This window comes from Mycetocola sp. JXN-3 (assembly GCF_014522285.1).
Taxonomy (GTDB): domain Bacteria; phylum Actinomycetota; class Actinomycetes; order Actinomycetales; family Microbacteriaceae; genus Mycetocola; species Mycetocola saprophilus.
Genome location: NZ_CP041635.1, coordinates 2,277,871 through 2,294,268 on the forward strand (window position 1 = coordinate 2,277,871; position 16,398 = coordinate 2,294,268).

8 protein-coding genes are annotated in these 16,398 nt (G+C 64.0%); 6 read left to right on the forward strand and 2 right to left on the reverse strand.

Translation table 11 applies throughout. The features are described from left to right. Positions 1-6: 6 nt before the first annotated feature. Positions 7-9,552 carry an isopeptide-forming domain-containing fimbrial protein gene (locus tag C7C57_RS10430; RefSeq protein WP_187976369.1) on the reverse strand — a complete coding sequence of 3,182 codons (9,546 nt, stop codon included), beginning with the start codon at positions 9,550-9,552 and terminating at the stop codon, positions 7-9. Positions 9,553-9,830: 278 nt separating this feature from the next. After that, a complete protein-coding gene (locus C7C57_RS10435) occupies positions 9,831-10,700 on the reverse strand; it encodes a helix-turn-helix transcriptional regulator (RefSeq protein WP_187976370.1) in 870 nt (289 codons plus the stop codon). Positions 10,701-10,862: 162 nt separating this feature from the next. Here C7C57_RS10435 and C7C57_RS10440 point away from each other — a divergent pair, with 162 nt between their 5' ends. The 6 genes from C7C57_RS10440 (at position 10,863) to C7C57_RS10465 (ending at position 16,318) form a co-directional block, all read left to right on the forward strand. Then, complete coding sequence (locus C7C57_RS10440; protein WP_121688175.1) at positions 10,863-11,156, forward strand: putative quinol monooxygenase; 294 nt, start codon at positions 10,863-10,865, stop codon at positions 11,154-11,156. 35 nt (positions 11,157-11,191) lie between these two features. Continuing rightward, positions 11,192-11,503 (forward strand): putative quinol monooxygenase, encoded by a 312-nt coding sequence (locus tag C7C57_RS10445; RefSeq protein WP_187976371.1) that lies wholly within the window; start codon positions 11,192-11,194, stop codon positions 11,501-11,503. 49 nt (positions 11,504-11,552) lie between these two features. Further along, a complete protein-coding gene (locus tag C7C57_RS10450; RefSeq protein ID WP_187976372.1) occupies positions 11,553-12,605 on the forward strand; it encodes an NAD(P)-dependent alcohol dehydrogenase in 1,053 nt (350 codons plus the stop codon). A gap of 24 nt (positions 12,606-12,629) precedes the next feature. Then, entirely contained in the window at positions 12,630-13,607 is a 978-nt protein-coding gene (locus C7C57_RS10455; RefSeq protein ID WP_121688178.1) for an aldo/keto reductase, read from the forward strand. Positions 13,608-13,707: 100 nt separating this feature from the next. Beyond that, entirely contained in the window at positions 13,708-14,439 is a 732-nt protein-coding gene (locus C7C57_RS10460; protein WP_030143108.1) for an SDR family oxidoreductase, read from the forward strand. Positions 14,440-14,728: 289 nt separating this feature from the next. Beyond that, positions 14,729-16,318 (forward strand): hypothetical protein, encoded by a 1,590-nt coding sequence (locus C7C57_RS10465; protein ID WP_187976373.1) that lies wholly within the window; start codon positions 14,729-14,731, stop codon positions 16,316-16,318. Positions 16,319-16,398: the final 80 nt, after the last annotated feature.

A 16,398-nucleotide genomic window follows, 5' to 3' on the forward strand; every position in this document is an offset into this window, starting at 1 on the left:
GAATGGTTATGCAACGTCGTTCCCCTTCCGGCGTGAGCGCTGCCGAATCAGCATCGCGACGGCTCCGGCGACCAACAGGATCAGCGTGATCGGTGCCAGCTGAGCAATCAGCTCGCTTCCGGTGGTGGGGATTTTCTCCCCGGGATCGGGCGGACTCACCGGGTTTTCGGTGCCGGGTTTGTCGATCGAGTGCGGACTCACCACCACGTTTTTCAGGGTGGCCGGGGCCACCGCACTCGCCTTGACCTTGACCGCGTAACGGATTTCAACGGTTGCGCCGGCGGGGACCGTCCCCTCCCAACCGAGCGTGCCGTTGATCACGGTGACCGAGCCATCGGAAGGGCTGAGTGATCCCTCCACCAGGTTCGCGCTTTCCAGGACCCCCGAGAGGTCATCGGAGATGACGATGCCGCGGATCTCGTTCGGTGTCGGGTTCGTGACGGTGATGGTGTAGTTCACCGTCTGGCCGCGACCCACCGTTGTTCCCGAGGCCGGGTCCGAGGTCTTGGCGAGGTTCACCGTGCCCACGGGATTCATGGTTTCGGGAACCTCCGGCGACTGCGGGCTGGACACCACGTTGCGCAGCACCGCGGGCGGTACGGCATTTGCGGCGATCAACACCCGATAGGTAATCGCGATCGTCTTACCCGCGGGCACCGTACCCGTCCAGGTGAGCGAGGCACCATTGAGCTGGGTCTGGGACCCGTCGGAAACCTCGGGGGTTCCCACCAGGGACGCATGGTTCAACACGTTGGAGAGGTTGTCCTCGATGTACACACCGGGCAGATCCACGAGTCCCTCGTTGGTTGCGGTGACCGTGTAGGTCACCGTGTCCCCCGGTTTGACCGCGATACCCGAGGTGGGGTTGCTGCTCTTATTGAGCTTCACCGTCGCTACCGGGTTCACCGTTTCGGGAACGCTGGGCGAGTCCGGACTGGTGACCACGTTGCGCAGGACCGCGGGGGCCACCGCATCGTCGTTCACAAGTACCCGGTAGGTAAGGGTGATCGTGGTCTGGGCCGGGACATCCCCGCTCCAGAGCATCGTGCTACCACTCAGTTCGATGCTGCCGGTGGTGGCGGCCGGGGTACCCACAAGCGTGGCGTTGTTGAGCACGGTGGCGAGGTCATCACTCACGCTGGTCCCGAGGATCGGGGCCGTCGAGTCGTTGATGATCTGCACCGTATAGTCCACGGCGTCTCCGGGCTTGACCGCGATGCCGCTGCCTGGCACCGAGGTTTTCACCAGGCGCAGGGTCCCCACGGGGTTCACGGTTTCGGGCACATCGGTTGAGTCCGGACTGGTCACCACGTTGCGTAGGACCGCGGGGGCCTCGGCATCCGCGTTCACCGTCACCGAGTAGGTGATCGTGATGTCGGAGCCGGCGGGAACCGTTCCGTTCCAGACGATTTTTCCATCCACCACGGTCGCGGTGGTACCGTCCGAAACGCGCACGCTGCCATCCACGAGGGTCGCATCATCAAGCACATCACCGAGGTCATCGGTGACGCTGACCTCGAAGATCGGGACGGCTGTGGTGTTTCGGATCGTCACCGAATAGTCCACCGTGGAGCCGGGCTTTACGGCCGTGCCCGCGGCGGGCACGCTGTCCTTGAACAGGCTGACGGTTCCCACCGGGTTGACAGTCTCCGGTTCCTGCGGCGAGTTCGGGCTGAGCACGAGGTTTCGCAGGATCGCGGGGGCCGCAGCATCTGCGTTGACCCGCACCGTATAGGTGATGGTGAGCTCGCCTCGGGCGGGAATATCCCCGGTCCAGGTCAGTGTCGCATCCGGACCGATCACCGCGGAGGACCCATCGGATACCACGGGTTTACCCACAACGGTCGCGCTGGTCAGCACACCGCTGAGGTCATCGGTGATCCGTGCGCCGGTAATCGGCGCATCACTCTGGTTGCCGGCGGTGATCGTGTAGGTCACCAGTTCTCCCGGCGTCACGGCGGTGCCGCTGGCGGGCGAGACCGACTTTTCCAGGGCAAGCGTGCCCACCGGGTTCGTGATGCCCGGTCCCTCGGTGCCGTCCACCCAGAGCGTGTTATTCAACACGGTGGTGCCGTCGGCCCGGGGGTCGGTTTGCACGGTGTAGCGGATGGTCAGCGTGGTGCCGGCCGGCACCACCCCGGCCCACTGGATCACGTTGTTCACAAATGAGACGGCCGGAACCGGGCTGGAATCGGTCCAGGTTGCGATGGGAGGCGCGGTCAGTGTCGCGGTCCCCAGGATTCCGGCCAGGTCGTCACGCAGTGCGCGCTGCTCGGCGGAGGCGGACCCGTTGACAACCGAGAGCTCGTATGTGAGGCTCTGGCCCGGAGCAACGACGGTCCCCGAGGGGATCACCGTCCCGTTGGCGTCCAGCAGGCGCTTGGCCGTGGTCACCTCGCCCACCGGGTTCACGGTCTCCGGGGTGTCCGGGGAATCCGGGCTCGTCACGTGGTTACGCAGGATGGTTCCCTCGGGAACACCCTTGTTGACGGTGACCGCGTAGGTGAGAGTGACGCTCTGCTTGGCGGTCAGATCACCGGTCCACACAACCTGCCGGGTTGCCGGATCGTAGGTGACCGTTCCCCCGTCGGCGCGCGGTTCGGTGGTGAGGGTCGCCGCGTTCAGCACGTCGCTGAGGTCATCAACCACCCGCACACCGGAAACCGGAGCATCCACCGGGTTCGTGATGGTCACCGTATAGGTCACCTTTTTACCCGGCGCAACGGAGCTGCCGCTGGCGGGGTTCGCGGCCTTAGCCAGCGTCACGGTGCCCACCGGGTGTTCGGTTTCGGGCTTATCGGTTGAGTTGGGGCTGGTCACCAGGTTGCGCAGTGTTGCCGGGGCAACCGCGGTGTCCCTAACCCGCACCTGGTAGGTGATGGTCAGTGTGGTTTTAGCCGGCACGGTGCCGATCCAGTTCAGGATATTTCCGTCAACCGCGGCGGAGGAGCCGTCGGATACCACCGGGGTTCCCACGAGGTCGGCGGCAGTAAGAACGTCCGAGAGGTTATCGGTGACCCGCACGTTCTCCTGATCAACCTGCGCCGGATTGCTCACACTGAGTGTGTAGCCGACGGTCTGTCCCGGCTTGACGGCGGTGCCGCTGGCCGGGTCGGCGGTCTTTTTCAGTCCGACGGTGCCCACGGGGTTTTCCACACTCGGTACGTGGGTGGAGTCCCGACTGGTTACCCGGTTACGGATCGTATCGGGGGCCGCGGCATCCTTATCGACCGTCACGGAGTAGGTCACGGTGACCTCGCCGCCCGCGGGAATCGAGCCGTCCCAGCGCATCACGTTCCCGTCCAGGGCAACGGTACCCGCGGAGGCGCGCGCATCGTTGTTCCAGGTCGCGTTGTTCAGCACATCGGCGAGATCGTCGTAGGCTGAAACACCGGCAAGGTCGCCAGCGCCCGGGTTGGCGATGGTCACCGTATAGGTCACCTTTTCGCCGGGCAGCACAACGGTGCCGTCACCGCGGTCGTTGATCTTGGAGAGCAGAACCGTCCCAACCGGGTTTTGTGTTTCCGGTTTATCGGTGGAGTGCGGGCTCGTCACCACGTTGCGCAGCGTCGAGGGTGCCACGGCATCCGTGTTGACGGTCACCGTGTAGGTGATGGTGATTGCTCCCCGTGCGGGCACGGTTCCCGCCCAGATGAGCGTGGTTCCGCTGAGCGTCGCGGTGGAACCATCGGATACCTTGATGTCTTGAGGTGTCAGGGTTGCATCGTCCAGCACATCGGAGAGGTCATCGGCGATGCTCACGTTCGTGACGTCAAAGCCCGTGGTGTTGTGCGCGGTGACCGTGTAGGTCACACGCTCCCCGGGCCGAACTGCCGTTCCACTCTTGGGCACAACGGACTTGGTGAGTCCGATCGTGGCCACGGGATTCTCGGTTCCCGGTTCGCCGGGCGAATCCGGGCTGGATACGAGGTTACGCAGCACGTCCCCGCTCTCCGCGGTGTCCATCACGATCACCGAGTAGCGAATCACCGCGGACTGGGACGCGGCCAGATCGCCGGTCCAGGTCAGCGTGGCGGTTGCCTGTTCGAGGACCGCGGTTCCCCCGCCGGAGATGATCTCGGGCTCCCCCACCGGGGTCGCGGCGCCGAGCACACCGGAGAGGTCGTCGACGGCGCTCACGCCGGTCAGGTCAACCCCGGAGTAGTTGTTCACGGTCACCGTATAGGTCACGGTGTCGCCGCGCTTGACGGCGGATCCGGAAGCCGGCTGCGAGGTTTTTTCCAGGCCGACCGAACCGATGGGGTTTTCGGTTTCCGGTTTGCTGGGCGAATCCGGGCTGGTAACCACGTTGCGCAGCGTCTGCACGCCGGACACGTCATCACGTACGGCAACCGTGTAGCTCAGGGTCACGGTCGCGCCGGCTGCCACGTCACCGGTCCAGATCAGCCGGGTGTCATCGCGGGTGAGCGTTCCACCCCCGGAGACGATTGCGGGGCTACCCACAAGGTCCGCGTTGTCCAGCACGTCGGAGAGGTCGTCGACCACCTGCACCCCGGACATGTCGGCATCACTGTTATTGGTGATCGTCACCGTGTAGGTGACCTCGTCGCCAATGCGCAGGGTCGATCCGGCGGGCACGCTCGTGGACTTCGCCAGTTCGAGGGTGCCAATCGGGTTGATCGTCTCGGGGACGTCGGTTGAGTCGGGGCTGGTGACCACGTTGCGCAGGGTCGCGGGTGAGACCACGTCGGCGTTCACGGTGACCGCATAGGTGATGCGGATCTCCGCGCCCGCGGCCACGTCACCGGTCCAGTTCAGCTGGTTTCCGGTGCGCGTGACACGTCCGGCCGTTGCGGTGGGCTCGGTCGTGACCGTGCTGTGGGCGAGGACGTCGGTGAGGTCATCAACCACGGACACGTTTTTCATGGCCGCCGAACCCGAGTTTTTCACCGTAACCGTATAGGTCACCTCGCTACCGGGCTTCACGGCACCCGCGGGTGAGACACTCGAGGTTTTTGCGAGTGAAACGAGGCCGATCTCGGTGATGGTCTCGGGGGTTTCGGGCGAGACCGGGCTCGTGACGGCGTTTCGCAGCACCGCGCCCGCGGGGGCATCGTCGTTCACGGTCACCGTGTAGGTGATCACGACGGTGGCACCGTGTGCGACGTCGCCGGTCCAGGACAGCACACCGTCGGTGATGGTGGCGGCGGGGCCGCCGGTGACGTTCAGGGAGTCCGCAACGAGGGTCGCGTTATCCAACACATCACGCAGGTCATCGGAGACTGTGGCCCCCAGCACGTCAACACCGGAGGTGTTGGCAATCGTCACCGCGTAGGTGACGTCTTCTCCACGCTTGGCCGCGGTCCCCGCGGGAACGGAGACGGTTTTGGCCAGCGTTACGCTCCCGATCGGGTTTTCGGTTTCGGGCTCGGTGGGAGCATCGGGGCTCACCACAACGTTGCGCAGCGCCCCCGAGGTGACCCCGGCGTTGACCTGCACGGTGTAGGTGAAGGTCTTGGTTTCGCCGGCGGCCAGGTCGCCGTTCCAGGTGAGGGTCTGGCCGGTAATACTGGCACCACCGGTGGGGCCGTCCACGAGGGTGGCCTGATCCAGAATCTGAGCGAGGTTATCCGTGATCGAGACCCCGGTGATTGTGGTTGCGGCCGGGTTGGTCACGGTGACTGCATAGGTCACCCGATCCCCCGCCTTCACCGCGGTTCCGCTCGCGGGCGTCACCCGCTTATCCAGGGTGACCGTGCCCACGGGGTGTTCGGTTGTGGGCGGGTCGGTGGGGACATTGGTCATATCGTCGCTGGTCACCACGTTTTTCAGCACGGCCGGTGCCGTTGCGTCGGCGTTGACCGTCACCCGATACGTCAGGGTCACCGTGGTGTTGCCGGGGATGTCTCCGGTCCAGACGAGCTCGTTTCCGTTCAGCGTCATGCCCGCGGGCAGGCTTTCGGTCTCGATTCTCGCGTTACCAAGCAGCCCACTCACATCATCAACGATGCGCACATCGCGGATAATCCGCGGGGTCGCATTCGTTGCGGTGACCGAGTAGGTAACACTCTCACCCGGACGCACAATGCTGCCGCTTGTGGGAACCGAGGACTTCGCCAGGGTAATCTGCCCACGATCATTCTTGGTGGGGTGCGTCGTTTCCGGCGAGCGCGGCGAATCCGGGCTGGACACCACGTTGCGCAGGATCGCGCCCTCGGGCTCAATCACATCGTTGACGGTCACCTGATAGCTGAGGGTAATCGTGGCACCGGCGGCAATGTCGCCGGTCCAGGTGAGGGTTTTTGCGTTGGAGTCCAGGGTCAGCCCGCCGGTCAGCGGGGTCACCAGGGTGGCGTTGTTCAGCACGTCGGCCAGGTTGTCAACGATTTCCACGTTGGCAAAGTCAACGGCCGAGGGGTTGGTGGCGCTCAGCGTATAGGTGATGACGTCGCCGGACTTCACCACCTGGCCGCTCGCGGGCTCGGAGGTTTTGGTGAGCTCGATCGTGCGAACGGGATGCCGCGTGCTCGGCGGCTCATCCGGATTATTGGACATGTCATCGCTCGTCACCACGTTGCCCACCACGGCGGGCGCGGTCGCGGTGGCATCTACGGTGACCCGGTAGCTCAGCACCACCGAGTTTTGTGCGGGAACGGTCCCGGTCCAGCGGATCGTGTTGCCCTCGAGGACGGCCCCGGCGGGCAGTGAGGATTCGATCACGGTCACCGGTCCGGACACAACGTCCTCGATGACCACGTCGGTGATCGGCAGGCCCGTGTCGTTGGTTGCGGTCACCGTATAGGTGATCGTGTCACCGGGTTTCACCTGTGTTCCGGTGAAGGGCATCGAGGCCTTGGACAGCGAAACCGTGCCGCGCGGGTTGACCACCTCGTGTTCGGTGCCCGGCGGGTTTTCCCGTACCTGTGCACTCGTTACGTGGTTGCCAATCTTTTGGCCGTCGGGAGCGGAATCGCTCACCGTCACGGTGTAGGTGATCGTGACGGTCGCTCCGGCGGCCACATCACCGGTCCAGGTGAGGGTGTTGCCCTCGATCTTGGCACCGTTACTCGGGTCGCCCACGAGGCTTGTGTAGGCGAGTACCTCGGAGAGGTCATCGGTCAGGGTGACGCCGGTCTTGGCCACCGCCGCATCCTTATTGGTGAGGGTCAGGGTGTAGACAATCTGATCACCCGGGCGTACCTCGCTACCCGAAGCCGGGGCCGCGGACTTCTGCAGGATCAGTTCGTCCTCCACCGGCAGCGTGGTGGTGGGTCCCTCGGGATCCACCTTTTCCGGGGAGTCCACGCCGTTGACCAGGGCTTCTCCGCCGGTCAGCGGATAGAGTTCTCCCGCGCTCTTCATCACAACGTCGTATCCGATGGTGAGTTTCGCCCCGGCGGGGATATCCCCGGTCCAGCTCAGGATGGGGGTGTCGAAACCGGCGGCGGGTGCCGTGATTTCCTTGCCCTCGCGATCCATCAGGGTGACCACAGTGTTTTCTGGCGCGGAGGCGTAGGTCAGGACCGAGCTCAGATCGTCGGTCACGGTGGCGGCTTCCAGCGGCAGGCCGCCCACATTGGTCGCGGTGAGCGAATAGCTTACCCGCTCACCCGCGGAGGCACGGCCGTTGCCATCGGCATCGGTCACGGTCTTATTCAGCTTGAGCGCCCCATCAATCGGGGTGGTCACGGTGACACCGTCGGTCCACTTGCTGCGGTCGGGCGCGTCTTCGGCGACCCGAACGCTGGGCACGGCGGCGGGTTCCCCGGCGATGATGCGGCTGGTGCTGACGCTGTTGACGAGCGCGGCGACCGGCTCGGTGTAGTTCTGCACACCGGTGTCATCGGCGGTTACCACCGGCTCAACGGTGGCGACATAGGTAATGGTGAGGGTCTCACCCACGGCAAGGTTACCGGTCCAGGTGAGGGCATTTCCGCTCAGCGAGGCGCTGCCGATGCTCGCCCTAATCGCACTGATTTCTGCGTCATCCAACACGTTGCGGAGGTCATCCGTGACCACAAAGTCGGTGAGGTCTACGCCGGTGGTGTTGGTTACCGAGACCGTATAGGTCGCGACGTTTTTTCCCTCGTTGGCACTCGGTGAGGCATTCCCCGGCGCAAGCGAGGTGGTTTTGGTGAGGGTCACCGCGTTGAGGCTCTCAAACACGTAGACCCCACCGCTTGCGCTCACGGCGACGCGGTGGTGCTGGGCACCGTTTTTATCGCGACCGGTGCTGGCCTGCACCGAACCGCCCAGCAGACCAAAGGAACCAAACTTCGTTTCCCCGCCCTCACGGGTTTCAAGCGGCTTGGCGGGTGTGGTGGAGGCGGGATCAGTCAGGTCAAATACCTGAACATTGCCGCGGTCGGGAACGGCATCGAGGTTCAGCGACCCGATAAAGAGTTCTCGGGTTTCCTCGTTAAAATCCAGGTTCGACCCAAAGTAGTACTGCCCAGGGAGCGCCGAGAGGCTCTGTCCGGCGAGGGTGCCATTGGGCGTGAAAACGTAGACCGCTCCCTGTGTGGTGGCGGAATCGGTGGCGATATCTCCGGCTTTTTCACCGGTGTAGTGCACCTCGGAGGGCGAACCGGCGATCACCCGTCCGTCCGCGGTGATCACAATTGATCGTCCGAGGCCGGCCCAGGATCCACCCTCATCATTGGGTGGGAAATCGGTTTTTTCCTGATTAACATCGGGGGTCACGGTGAAGGTATTCGACGCATCGCTCAGGTTCCAGGCGGAAATCTGACCCACCTGATAGTCCCGACCATCGGCCGCGGTCTCGCGGTGCTGGGGTGCGGATACCACGGCGGTAGCGTCCCGTGCGGCAACGGTCTGTCCGTAGACGTCGTCGCGATTGACCCGGCCCGCGGGGAGAAGGAGGGCCTGAGCCCGGGCGTCCCCGGAGATTGCCTCGGCGATCGGGACCACAAAGGCGGAACCGGCGTTGACCTTCCCATCAACCTGGGAGTTTGGGGCACCGATCACCAGGTGCGAATCACTCAGGCTTACCGATTCCCCGAAGGAACCAACCCGGGCAATCCGCGGATTGTCGGCCGCGGTGATCGTGGTCGGGGTGGTGGACCAGGTGTCGCCGCTGCGTGTGTAAACGTAAACGGTGTTGGAGAAGCGGGCACCCACAACCACGATTCCGGCCGCGTCATCCACGTCGACCGAGAATCCGAATCCCGCTGCGGAGGCCGGAGCTGTCAGAGTGGTGGTGGAGAATTCTCCGGCCGCGGGTCCTACCCAGGTCCGAACGATCACGCTGCCGCTGCCCGGGGCGCGGTCACCACGCTTACTGGTGTACACCACGGTGTTGGCGTCGAGCTTTACATCGTAGGCGGTACGGTTGGGGTCGGTGCCGGCGATATCGCTGCCGAACTGAGCTACCTCGGTGTAGCGTTCGATGAGGGTGTCATCGAACGGCACGATGTTGTCGGTTGTGGTCGCCGCCATCGCCCCGGTTGGGAGCAGGCCCAGCCCGCTTCCCACCAGGACGATCGAGAGCATCCCGGCCAGCGATGACCTCAGTTTTCGCTTGTGCCGGCCCCAAGGCGACGCCTTACCCAGCGTGTTTGACAGTTCCACAGCTTCCCCCCGTGCATTGCCAGATCCCCCAAATGGTTCTGGCCTGAGTCTTCACGGTCCCTCCCCGCAGAAAAACTCGCTGTCATTTATTGAGTGAACAACAGACAGGTTTTTACTGGCGCGAGGTGGGCCGTCGATATGAAGTACCCGATACGGGGAAAAAGTGACGGCGGATGAGAAAAAAAGTCTAGTGCGGCTCTAGCGATGCATCTCGTGTGGCCGCGCCAATGCGTGGGAGAACCCGTCCGAGACGATGGCGTAGCGGCGCAGCTGGGTGATTACCGTTCGTGAAGAGTGAAGGCAAGCGCACTCTCGGAGTCCCAGGTGTCCAGAATCCGCAGTGCATCGTCGGAGGGTGATCCCTTCTTTGCCATGTAAATAAAGAGCTGCTGATCGGGATCCTCGGGCACCGGGAAGGTCTCATATTCGATGTCGATCGGGCCCACCAGCGGATGGGCGAGTTTCTTGGTTCCAAAGGAACACTCGTACACCATGTGCTGAGGCCACCACTGTTGGAACGCCTCACTCTTCACGGTGAGCTCGCCGATGAGCTCATTGAGCGCACGATCGTTGGGGTGCCTGCTGGAATCCCGGCGCAGAATCGCGGTCATATCGGCCGCCACCACGTCCCACTCCCGGTAGTAGGTGCGCGCTTCCGGAGCCAGGAAGGTCCAGCGCGCCAGGCTCCGAGCCAGGCCCGTTTCCGCGGTGAAGTCGGGCATCAGTTTTTTCGCCAGGTCGTTCATCGCCAGAACTTCCATGCCCACCCCCAGCACAAACGCCGCGGTATTCTCCATCTGGTCCAGCATCTGTCGCACGATCGGACGCACCTTGGTGGCGCGGACGGGCTGAGGCTGGCGTCCGGTGGCCGGGGAGAACAGCGAGAACAGGTAGGAGCGTTCGGTGGCGTTGAGCAGCAGCGCCTTACACAGCCCGTTGACGATCGCATCGGAGGCGTGCTTGATGCGCCCCTGCTCCATCCGGGTGTAGTAGTCCACGCTCATACCCGCCAGCAGCGCGACCTCATCACGGCGCAGCCCCGGCACACGGCGGGCAATGGCACCGCCGGACCCGAGGCCCACATCCTGAGGCTGCACCCGGGCACGGGCGGCCCGAAGAAACTCGGCGAGATTGGTTGAGGGTTGCATCCTTCAAGTATCAACCGAGATCTCCCGGTCTGGGTAGGACGGTTTTTCCTAGGCAGAACCCTGCCTGTTTGGACGCTCACCAAAGCCTGCGCACGGTGTTGACTCTGATTGCTGGCCGATTCGGCCAGACACACAACAGACACATTCCCACAAGGAGATCCCATGTACCACGTCGCCGTCTACTTCGATGTTCAGCCCGAGCGCCGCCAGGACTTCATCAACGCAGCCATCAAGGATGGCCGCGATTCCGGTGCCAACGAGCCTGGAACCCTGCGCTTCGAACTTATCCAGGACGAGACCAACGAAAACCGCTTCTACCTCAACGAGGGCTATGAGAGTGCCGAAGCATTCGACATTCACGCCAATGGCCAGTATTTCGCCGAGTTCTTCGCCGAGATCGGTTCCTATGTTGAGGGTCCGACCTGGCTGCTGCGCGGCAACCGCGTCGAAGCCTAACCCATTCCGCCTCGGCTCTACCCGAAGGACCCCGAATGACACAACAAGATTCATTGGTACTGGTGGCCGCGTTCCAGGCCAAGGCCGGATACGAGGATCGGCTCCGGGAGGCTCTGACCAACATGGTTGAGCCCTCCCTGGCCGAGGCCGGCTGTCTCGGATACCGGCCGCTCTCGGACCCGGCCGTTCCCGGCGCAATGATCTGCCTCGAGGAGTGGACCAACGCCGCGGCGCTGGAGTTCCACTTCCAGACCCCGCACTTCATCGAGGTTGCGAAGGTTCTCGACGAGATCCTGGCGGTTCCCTTTGCCCTGCGCCGGCTGAGTGACCTGCCCGAAGCCGCCTAAACCACCGCACACCCACGCGGTATCCCCTTCTCTTATTGAAAGGTGTCCTATGACTTCCACCCTTGCGCTGAGCGCCGCTACCCCCGGTGCGGCCTTTGAAAAGGTCACGATTCAACGACGTGATCTGCGCCCCGATGACGTCCAAATCGAGGTCAAGTATGCGGGAATCTGCCACTCCGATATCCACCAGGTAAACGAGGACTGGGGGCCCGCGATCTTCCCGATGGTTCCCGGGCATGAGATCACCGGCGTGGTCAGTGCCGTGGGATCCGAGGTGACCACCTTTGCGGTGGGTGACCGTGTGGGAGTGGGCTGCTACGTCGACTCCTGCGGCACCTGCGAGATCTGCCTCCGCGGCGACGAGCAGATGTGTCTCAACGGCCCCGTGGCCACCTACAACGGTCGCGAATACGACGGGACCCCCACCGCCGGCGGATACAGCAGGAGCATCGTGGTCAAGGACCACTTTGTGATGTCCGTCCCCGACGGCATGGACCTCGCCGCGGCTTCCCCGTTGCTGTGCGCGGGAATGACCGTCTACGCACCGCTGGTACGGTTCGGTGCCGCCGCGGGCAAAAACATCGCGATCATTGGGCTCGGAGGCCTGGGACACGTGGCCGTGAAGATCGCCCACGCGATGGGTGCCACGGTGACCCTGCTCAGCCACTCCCCGCGCAAGGAGCAGGACGCCCTGGCCTTCGGTGCCGACCACTATGTGGTCACCAGCGACCCGGAGAACCTGCGTGCGCTGAACGGCACGTTCGATTTTGTTCTCAACACCGTTTCGGCGGATATCGAACTGGACGCCTACCTGGAAACCCTCAAGATCGACGGCGCGTTCATCAACGTGGGGTTCCCCGCCAAGCCGTATCAGTTCCACGCCGGATCGATTGTGATGCATCAGCGTGCAATCGTCGGTTCCAACTTCGGCGGCCCGGCCGCGACCCAGGAGATGCTCAACTTCTGCGCCGAACACAACATTGCCGCGGAGATCGAGCTGGTGGATGCCGGGGAAATCGCCGCCGCCTATGAGCGCGTCGCTAACAGCACCGTGCGCTATCGCGCGGTGATCGACATCGCCGGCACGCTGCTGGACAACTAAATACCCCTCACACAGGAGAAAACCATGAAAAAAACCACCCTGGGAAACCTTGAGGTCAGCCGAGTAGGACTCGGTGCCATGACCATGTCGGCCTACTACACCGGTGCCGGCGAGTTCAACGATGAGGCCGAGCGCACCATCCAGCGCGCCCTGGACCTCGGTGTCGATTTCATCGACACGGCCGAAATCTACGGCCCGTACACCAACGAGGAGCTCGTGGGTCGGGCGATTCGCGGACGTCGAGACGAGGTGGTACTCGCCACGAAGTTCGGTTTTGTCTCCCACCTGGGCCCGGCCGAGCGGGGCCTGGACTCGCGTCCGGAGAACATTCGCATTGCCGTTGAGGGTTCGCTTCGTCGACTGCAGACCGACTACATCGACCTGTACTACCAGCACCGTGTCGACCCCACCACCCCGATTGAGGACGTGATGGGTGTGCTTTCCGAGCTGGTCAGCGAGGGCAAGATCCGCAACATCGGTCTGTCCGAGGCCGGCCTGGACACCATCCGCCGCGCCCACGCGATTCACCCGATTGCCGCGCTGCAGACCGAGTACTCGCTGTGGACCCGCGACGTCGAGGAGGAGGTGCTGCCGCTGATGACCGAGCTCGGCATTGGTTTTGTCGCCTATTCGCCGCTGGGCCGAGGCTTCCTGACCGGACAGTTCCGCTCGCGCGACGACTTCGCACCGGATGACTTCCGCCTCACCACCCCGCGTTTCAGCGAGGAGAACTTCGCTGCGAACCTGGCGCTGGTGACCGAGGTGGAGCGAATCGCCGCCGATGCCGATGCCACTCCCGCGCAGGTTGCCCTGGCCTGGCTGCTGACCCGGCACCCCAACCTGGCGGTCATCCCCGGTACCAAGCGTGTGTCTCGAATCGAGGAGAACGCCGGTGCCGATGCCCTGGTGCTGAGTGACACCCAGCTCACCGCGCTGAACGATCTCATTCCCGCCGCGGGAAACCGCTACGGCGAGAACGATCTGTCCGGAATCAACCAGTAGTTCATCCGTCCTGTGCCCGGACTCTCGTAGCCTGGGCACAGGGTGGTGCGGCCTGTTCGCAGGTTCACACAGTTTTACATCACAAGAAAGAGGAGTGGTTATGACATCACAACGCACGGCCATCGTTACCGGCGGCTCCCGCGGCATCGGTCGGGCGGTGGCCGAACGGCTCGCCGCCGACGGACAGTCGGTTGCAATTCTCTATGCGGGGAACTCCGCGGCCGCCACCGAAACGCTGAACGCGATCGAGGCGGCCGGAGGTACGGCCATCGGGATTCAGACCGACATCGCCGATGAAACCCAGGTTCGGGCGGCATACGACCAGGTGGAACGCGAATTTGGTGGGGTCGATGTGGTGGTCAACGCCGCGGGCATCATGATCCTGGGGCCGATTGCCGAGTTCGATCTGGACGATCTGGACCGGATGCACCGCACCAACATTCGCGGCACCTTCGTGATGGATCAGGAGGCAGCCAAGCGTGTCCGTAACGGCGGCGCGATCATCAACTTCTCCACGTCGGTGAAGAAGCTGGGTCTGCCCGGTTACGCCGCCTATGCCGCCTCCAAGGGGGCGGTGGATGCGATCAGCTCCGTCCTGGCTAAGGAGCTGCGCGGACGCGACATTACGGTCAACGCGGTCGCACCCGGCCCGACCGCCACCGCACTCTTCCTCGAGGGGAAGGATCCGGAAACCATCGAGCGGATGTCCAAAATGAACCCGCTGGAACGCCTGGGAACCCCCGAGGACATCGCCGAAATGGTTTCGCTGCTGGCGGGCCCCGGTCGATGGATCAACGGTCAGACCGTGTACGTCAACGGCGGCATGGTCTAGCTGACGGTGCGGGCCGTCTGCTCGAATGGGCAGACGGCCCCGCATTGCTTTGGGACGGCGGAGGCAACGCGGCAAGCCGGGGTTGTTCTTGACGCAGGGCGGCGGAGTTCATGTGGTCCTCGATTCGACGGGACGACCCGATTGGGCCGATAACACCCACCGTAAAACCTCAAGCGCGGTTGAGGTCAAGGGGGCTCGCACCTCATTTAAGAACGATGGGCCTTTCGGCGGACAGACGATATCCGCCCTCACCCTGGCAGAGTCCGAGGTCCCGGGCTAGGCTCGGGGCATGACGACCCCAGAAGCCGTCCCGGCACCGCTGAAAATACCCGTTCCCGTGCCCAGCGACGCCCAGCAACTGGTCCATTCGGCCACGATCATGCTCGGCGACACACACCTGCTGACCTCCTGGGGCGAGGGCCGAGAAACCACGCGGGCCGGGCTGCTGGATCTGCGCAGCGGTGAGTGGCGCATCCTCACCGGATTGCGCGCGCCGATTGCGGCGGGTTTTGCCCTCTCCCCCGAACGCGCGCTCGTGATCACCTATTTCGGCCTCTATGAAATAGACCTGCCGACTGTGAAGATCGCGCGGAAACTCACCGCGAAAATCGGCAAGTACAACTTCAGGCTCACACGCATCGATGAGAACACGGTTGCCGTGGGCAGCAAGGGCGTCATGGAAACGCTGGTGTCCCTCGATACCCTCACCGCGCTGCGGCGGCGGCGCCGCGGCACCGAACCGGCTCCAACTATCCCCGAGGCCGCCGCGCGCCGCGGGGTTCGGCGCGTGCTGCACTCCGATGCCGAACTCTTCATCGGAGCCACCGGGGAGAGCTTTCATGTGGGAGCCGAGCGGGTGGTCATCCTAGCGACCGGTGATCAGCGCGAACTGTTTTCGATGGATATTCCCTTCGGGGTGGCCTCCGCATTTCGAGCCCTGGACGGGGTGACCATCGCGCCCACCGATCTGGGCCGAGCCCACAACCTGCTGGCGATCCCGGGGCTCCCGGCGGAGTCCCCCTGGCACATCGAACCGGCCGCACCCTCCTGGGGCGAAATCCCCGTGCCGGGTGATGTCTCGACCCTCCCCTCCCCCGGCGAACTGAGTATCGCGCCCGAGCCCGGCGTCCACACCCTGACCGAACTCGCCCGGGCGGCGGAAGTCTCGGCCCGCGAATTGCTCGCCACAGCCGCCCGCAAGAATCCTCCGCGCCTGATGATCCGAGACCAACGGATCGCGGAAGGCACCGTGCTGAGCGATCTCAGCGCCTCGCACTTCACCCTCGAAAACTGCCGGAGCGACCGGAGCACCGATGCCTCCCGCCGCCCACGCCTGGTGCGGGCGACACTCGGCGACGTGGAATTGCGCAGGTCCTCGATCAACGGTGCGGTACTGGAGGACGTGGTGATCGATGGCCTGAACTGCGGGCGCGATGACGGCTTCGTGTTTGGCGTCGAGTTCACCCGGGTCACCCTGCGTGGGCGCATCCAGGGGCTCGTTCTGAATACCACAATGAGAGGGGGCGATCCGGAAATCGAAGCTGCCTACGAGGGCTTTCGGCGTGCCAGATTCGCGGATCCCGAGTGGATGCTGGACATCACCGAGGCCACCGGTAGCTTCGAACTGCGCGGATTTCCCTCCCGGTTCATCCGACGCAACCCGGCCCTGCATGCGGTCGTCAGCGCCGAGGCGACGGCGAACGGGGCCTGGGAGAGCATCGATCGAGGTGGGTCCGCGCTCTGGGTGTCCATCTCCGAGTTGGCACACTACGAGGCGGAGGATGTGGTGCTGGTCGCCGATTCCCACGGCCCCCGGGCCCGGGCCGACCTCGAGTACATCCGACGCCTGCGCGACGCCGGGATCGCGGCACCGGACTAGGACTCGGTACCCGCTCGGTCACTTATTACCGTTTTGTCATACTCTCCCCCCGGCGGGGTCGTTCGGGCTGCATTGATGTT

What these genes read in the sequence shown, in the direction of transcription:
- C7C57_RS10435 (WP_187976370.1), bottom strand. Translation starts at nt 10,700, where the DNA reads ATGCAACCCTCAACCAATCTCGCCGAGTTTCTTCGGGCCGCCCGTGCC.
- C7C57_RS10440 (WP_121688175.1), top strand. Translation starts at nt 10,863, where the DNA reads ATGTACCACGTCGCCGTCTACTTCGATGTTCAGCCCGAGCGCCGCCAG.
- C7C57_RS10445 (WP_187976371.1), top strand. Translation starts at nt 11,192, where the DNA reads ATGACACAACAAGATTCATTGGTACTGGTGGCCGCGTTCCAGGCCAAG.
- C7C57_RS10450 (WP_187976372.1), top strand. Translation starts at nt 11,553, where the DNA reads ATGACTTCCACCCTTGCGCTGAGCGCCGCTACCCCCGGTGCGGCCTTT.
- C7C57_RS10455 (WP_121688178.1), top strand. Translation starts at nt 12,630, where the DNA reads ATGAAAAAAACCACCCTGGGAAACCTTGAGGTCAGCCGAGTAGGACTC.
- C7C57_RS10460 (WP_030143108.1), top strand. Translation starts at nt 13,708, where the DNA reads ATGACATCACAACGCACGGCCATCGTTACCGGCGGCTCCCGCGGCATC.
- C7C57_RS10465 (WP_187976373.1), top strand. Translation starts at nt 14,729, where the DNA reads ATGACGACCCCAGAAGCCGTCCCGGCACCGCTGAAAATACCCGTTCCC.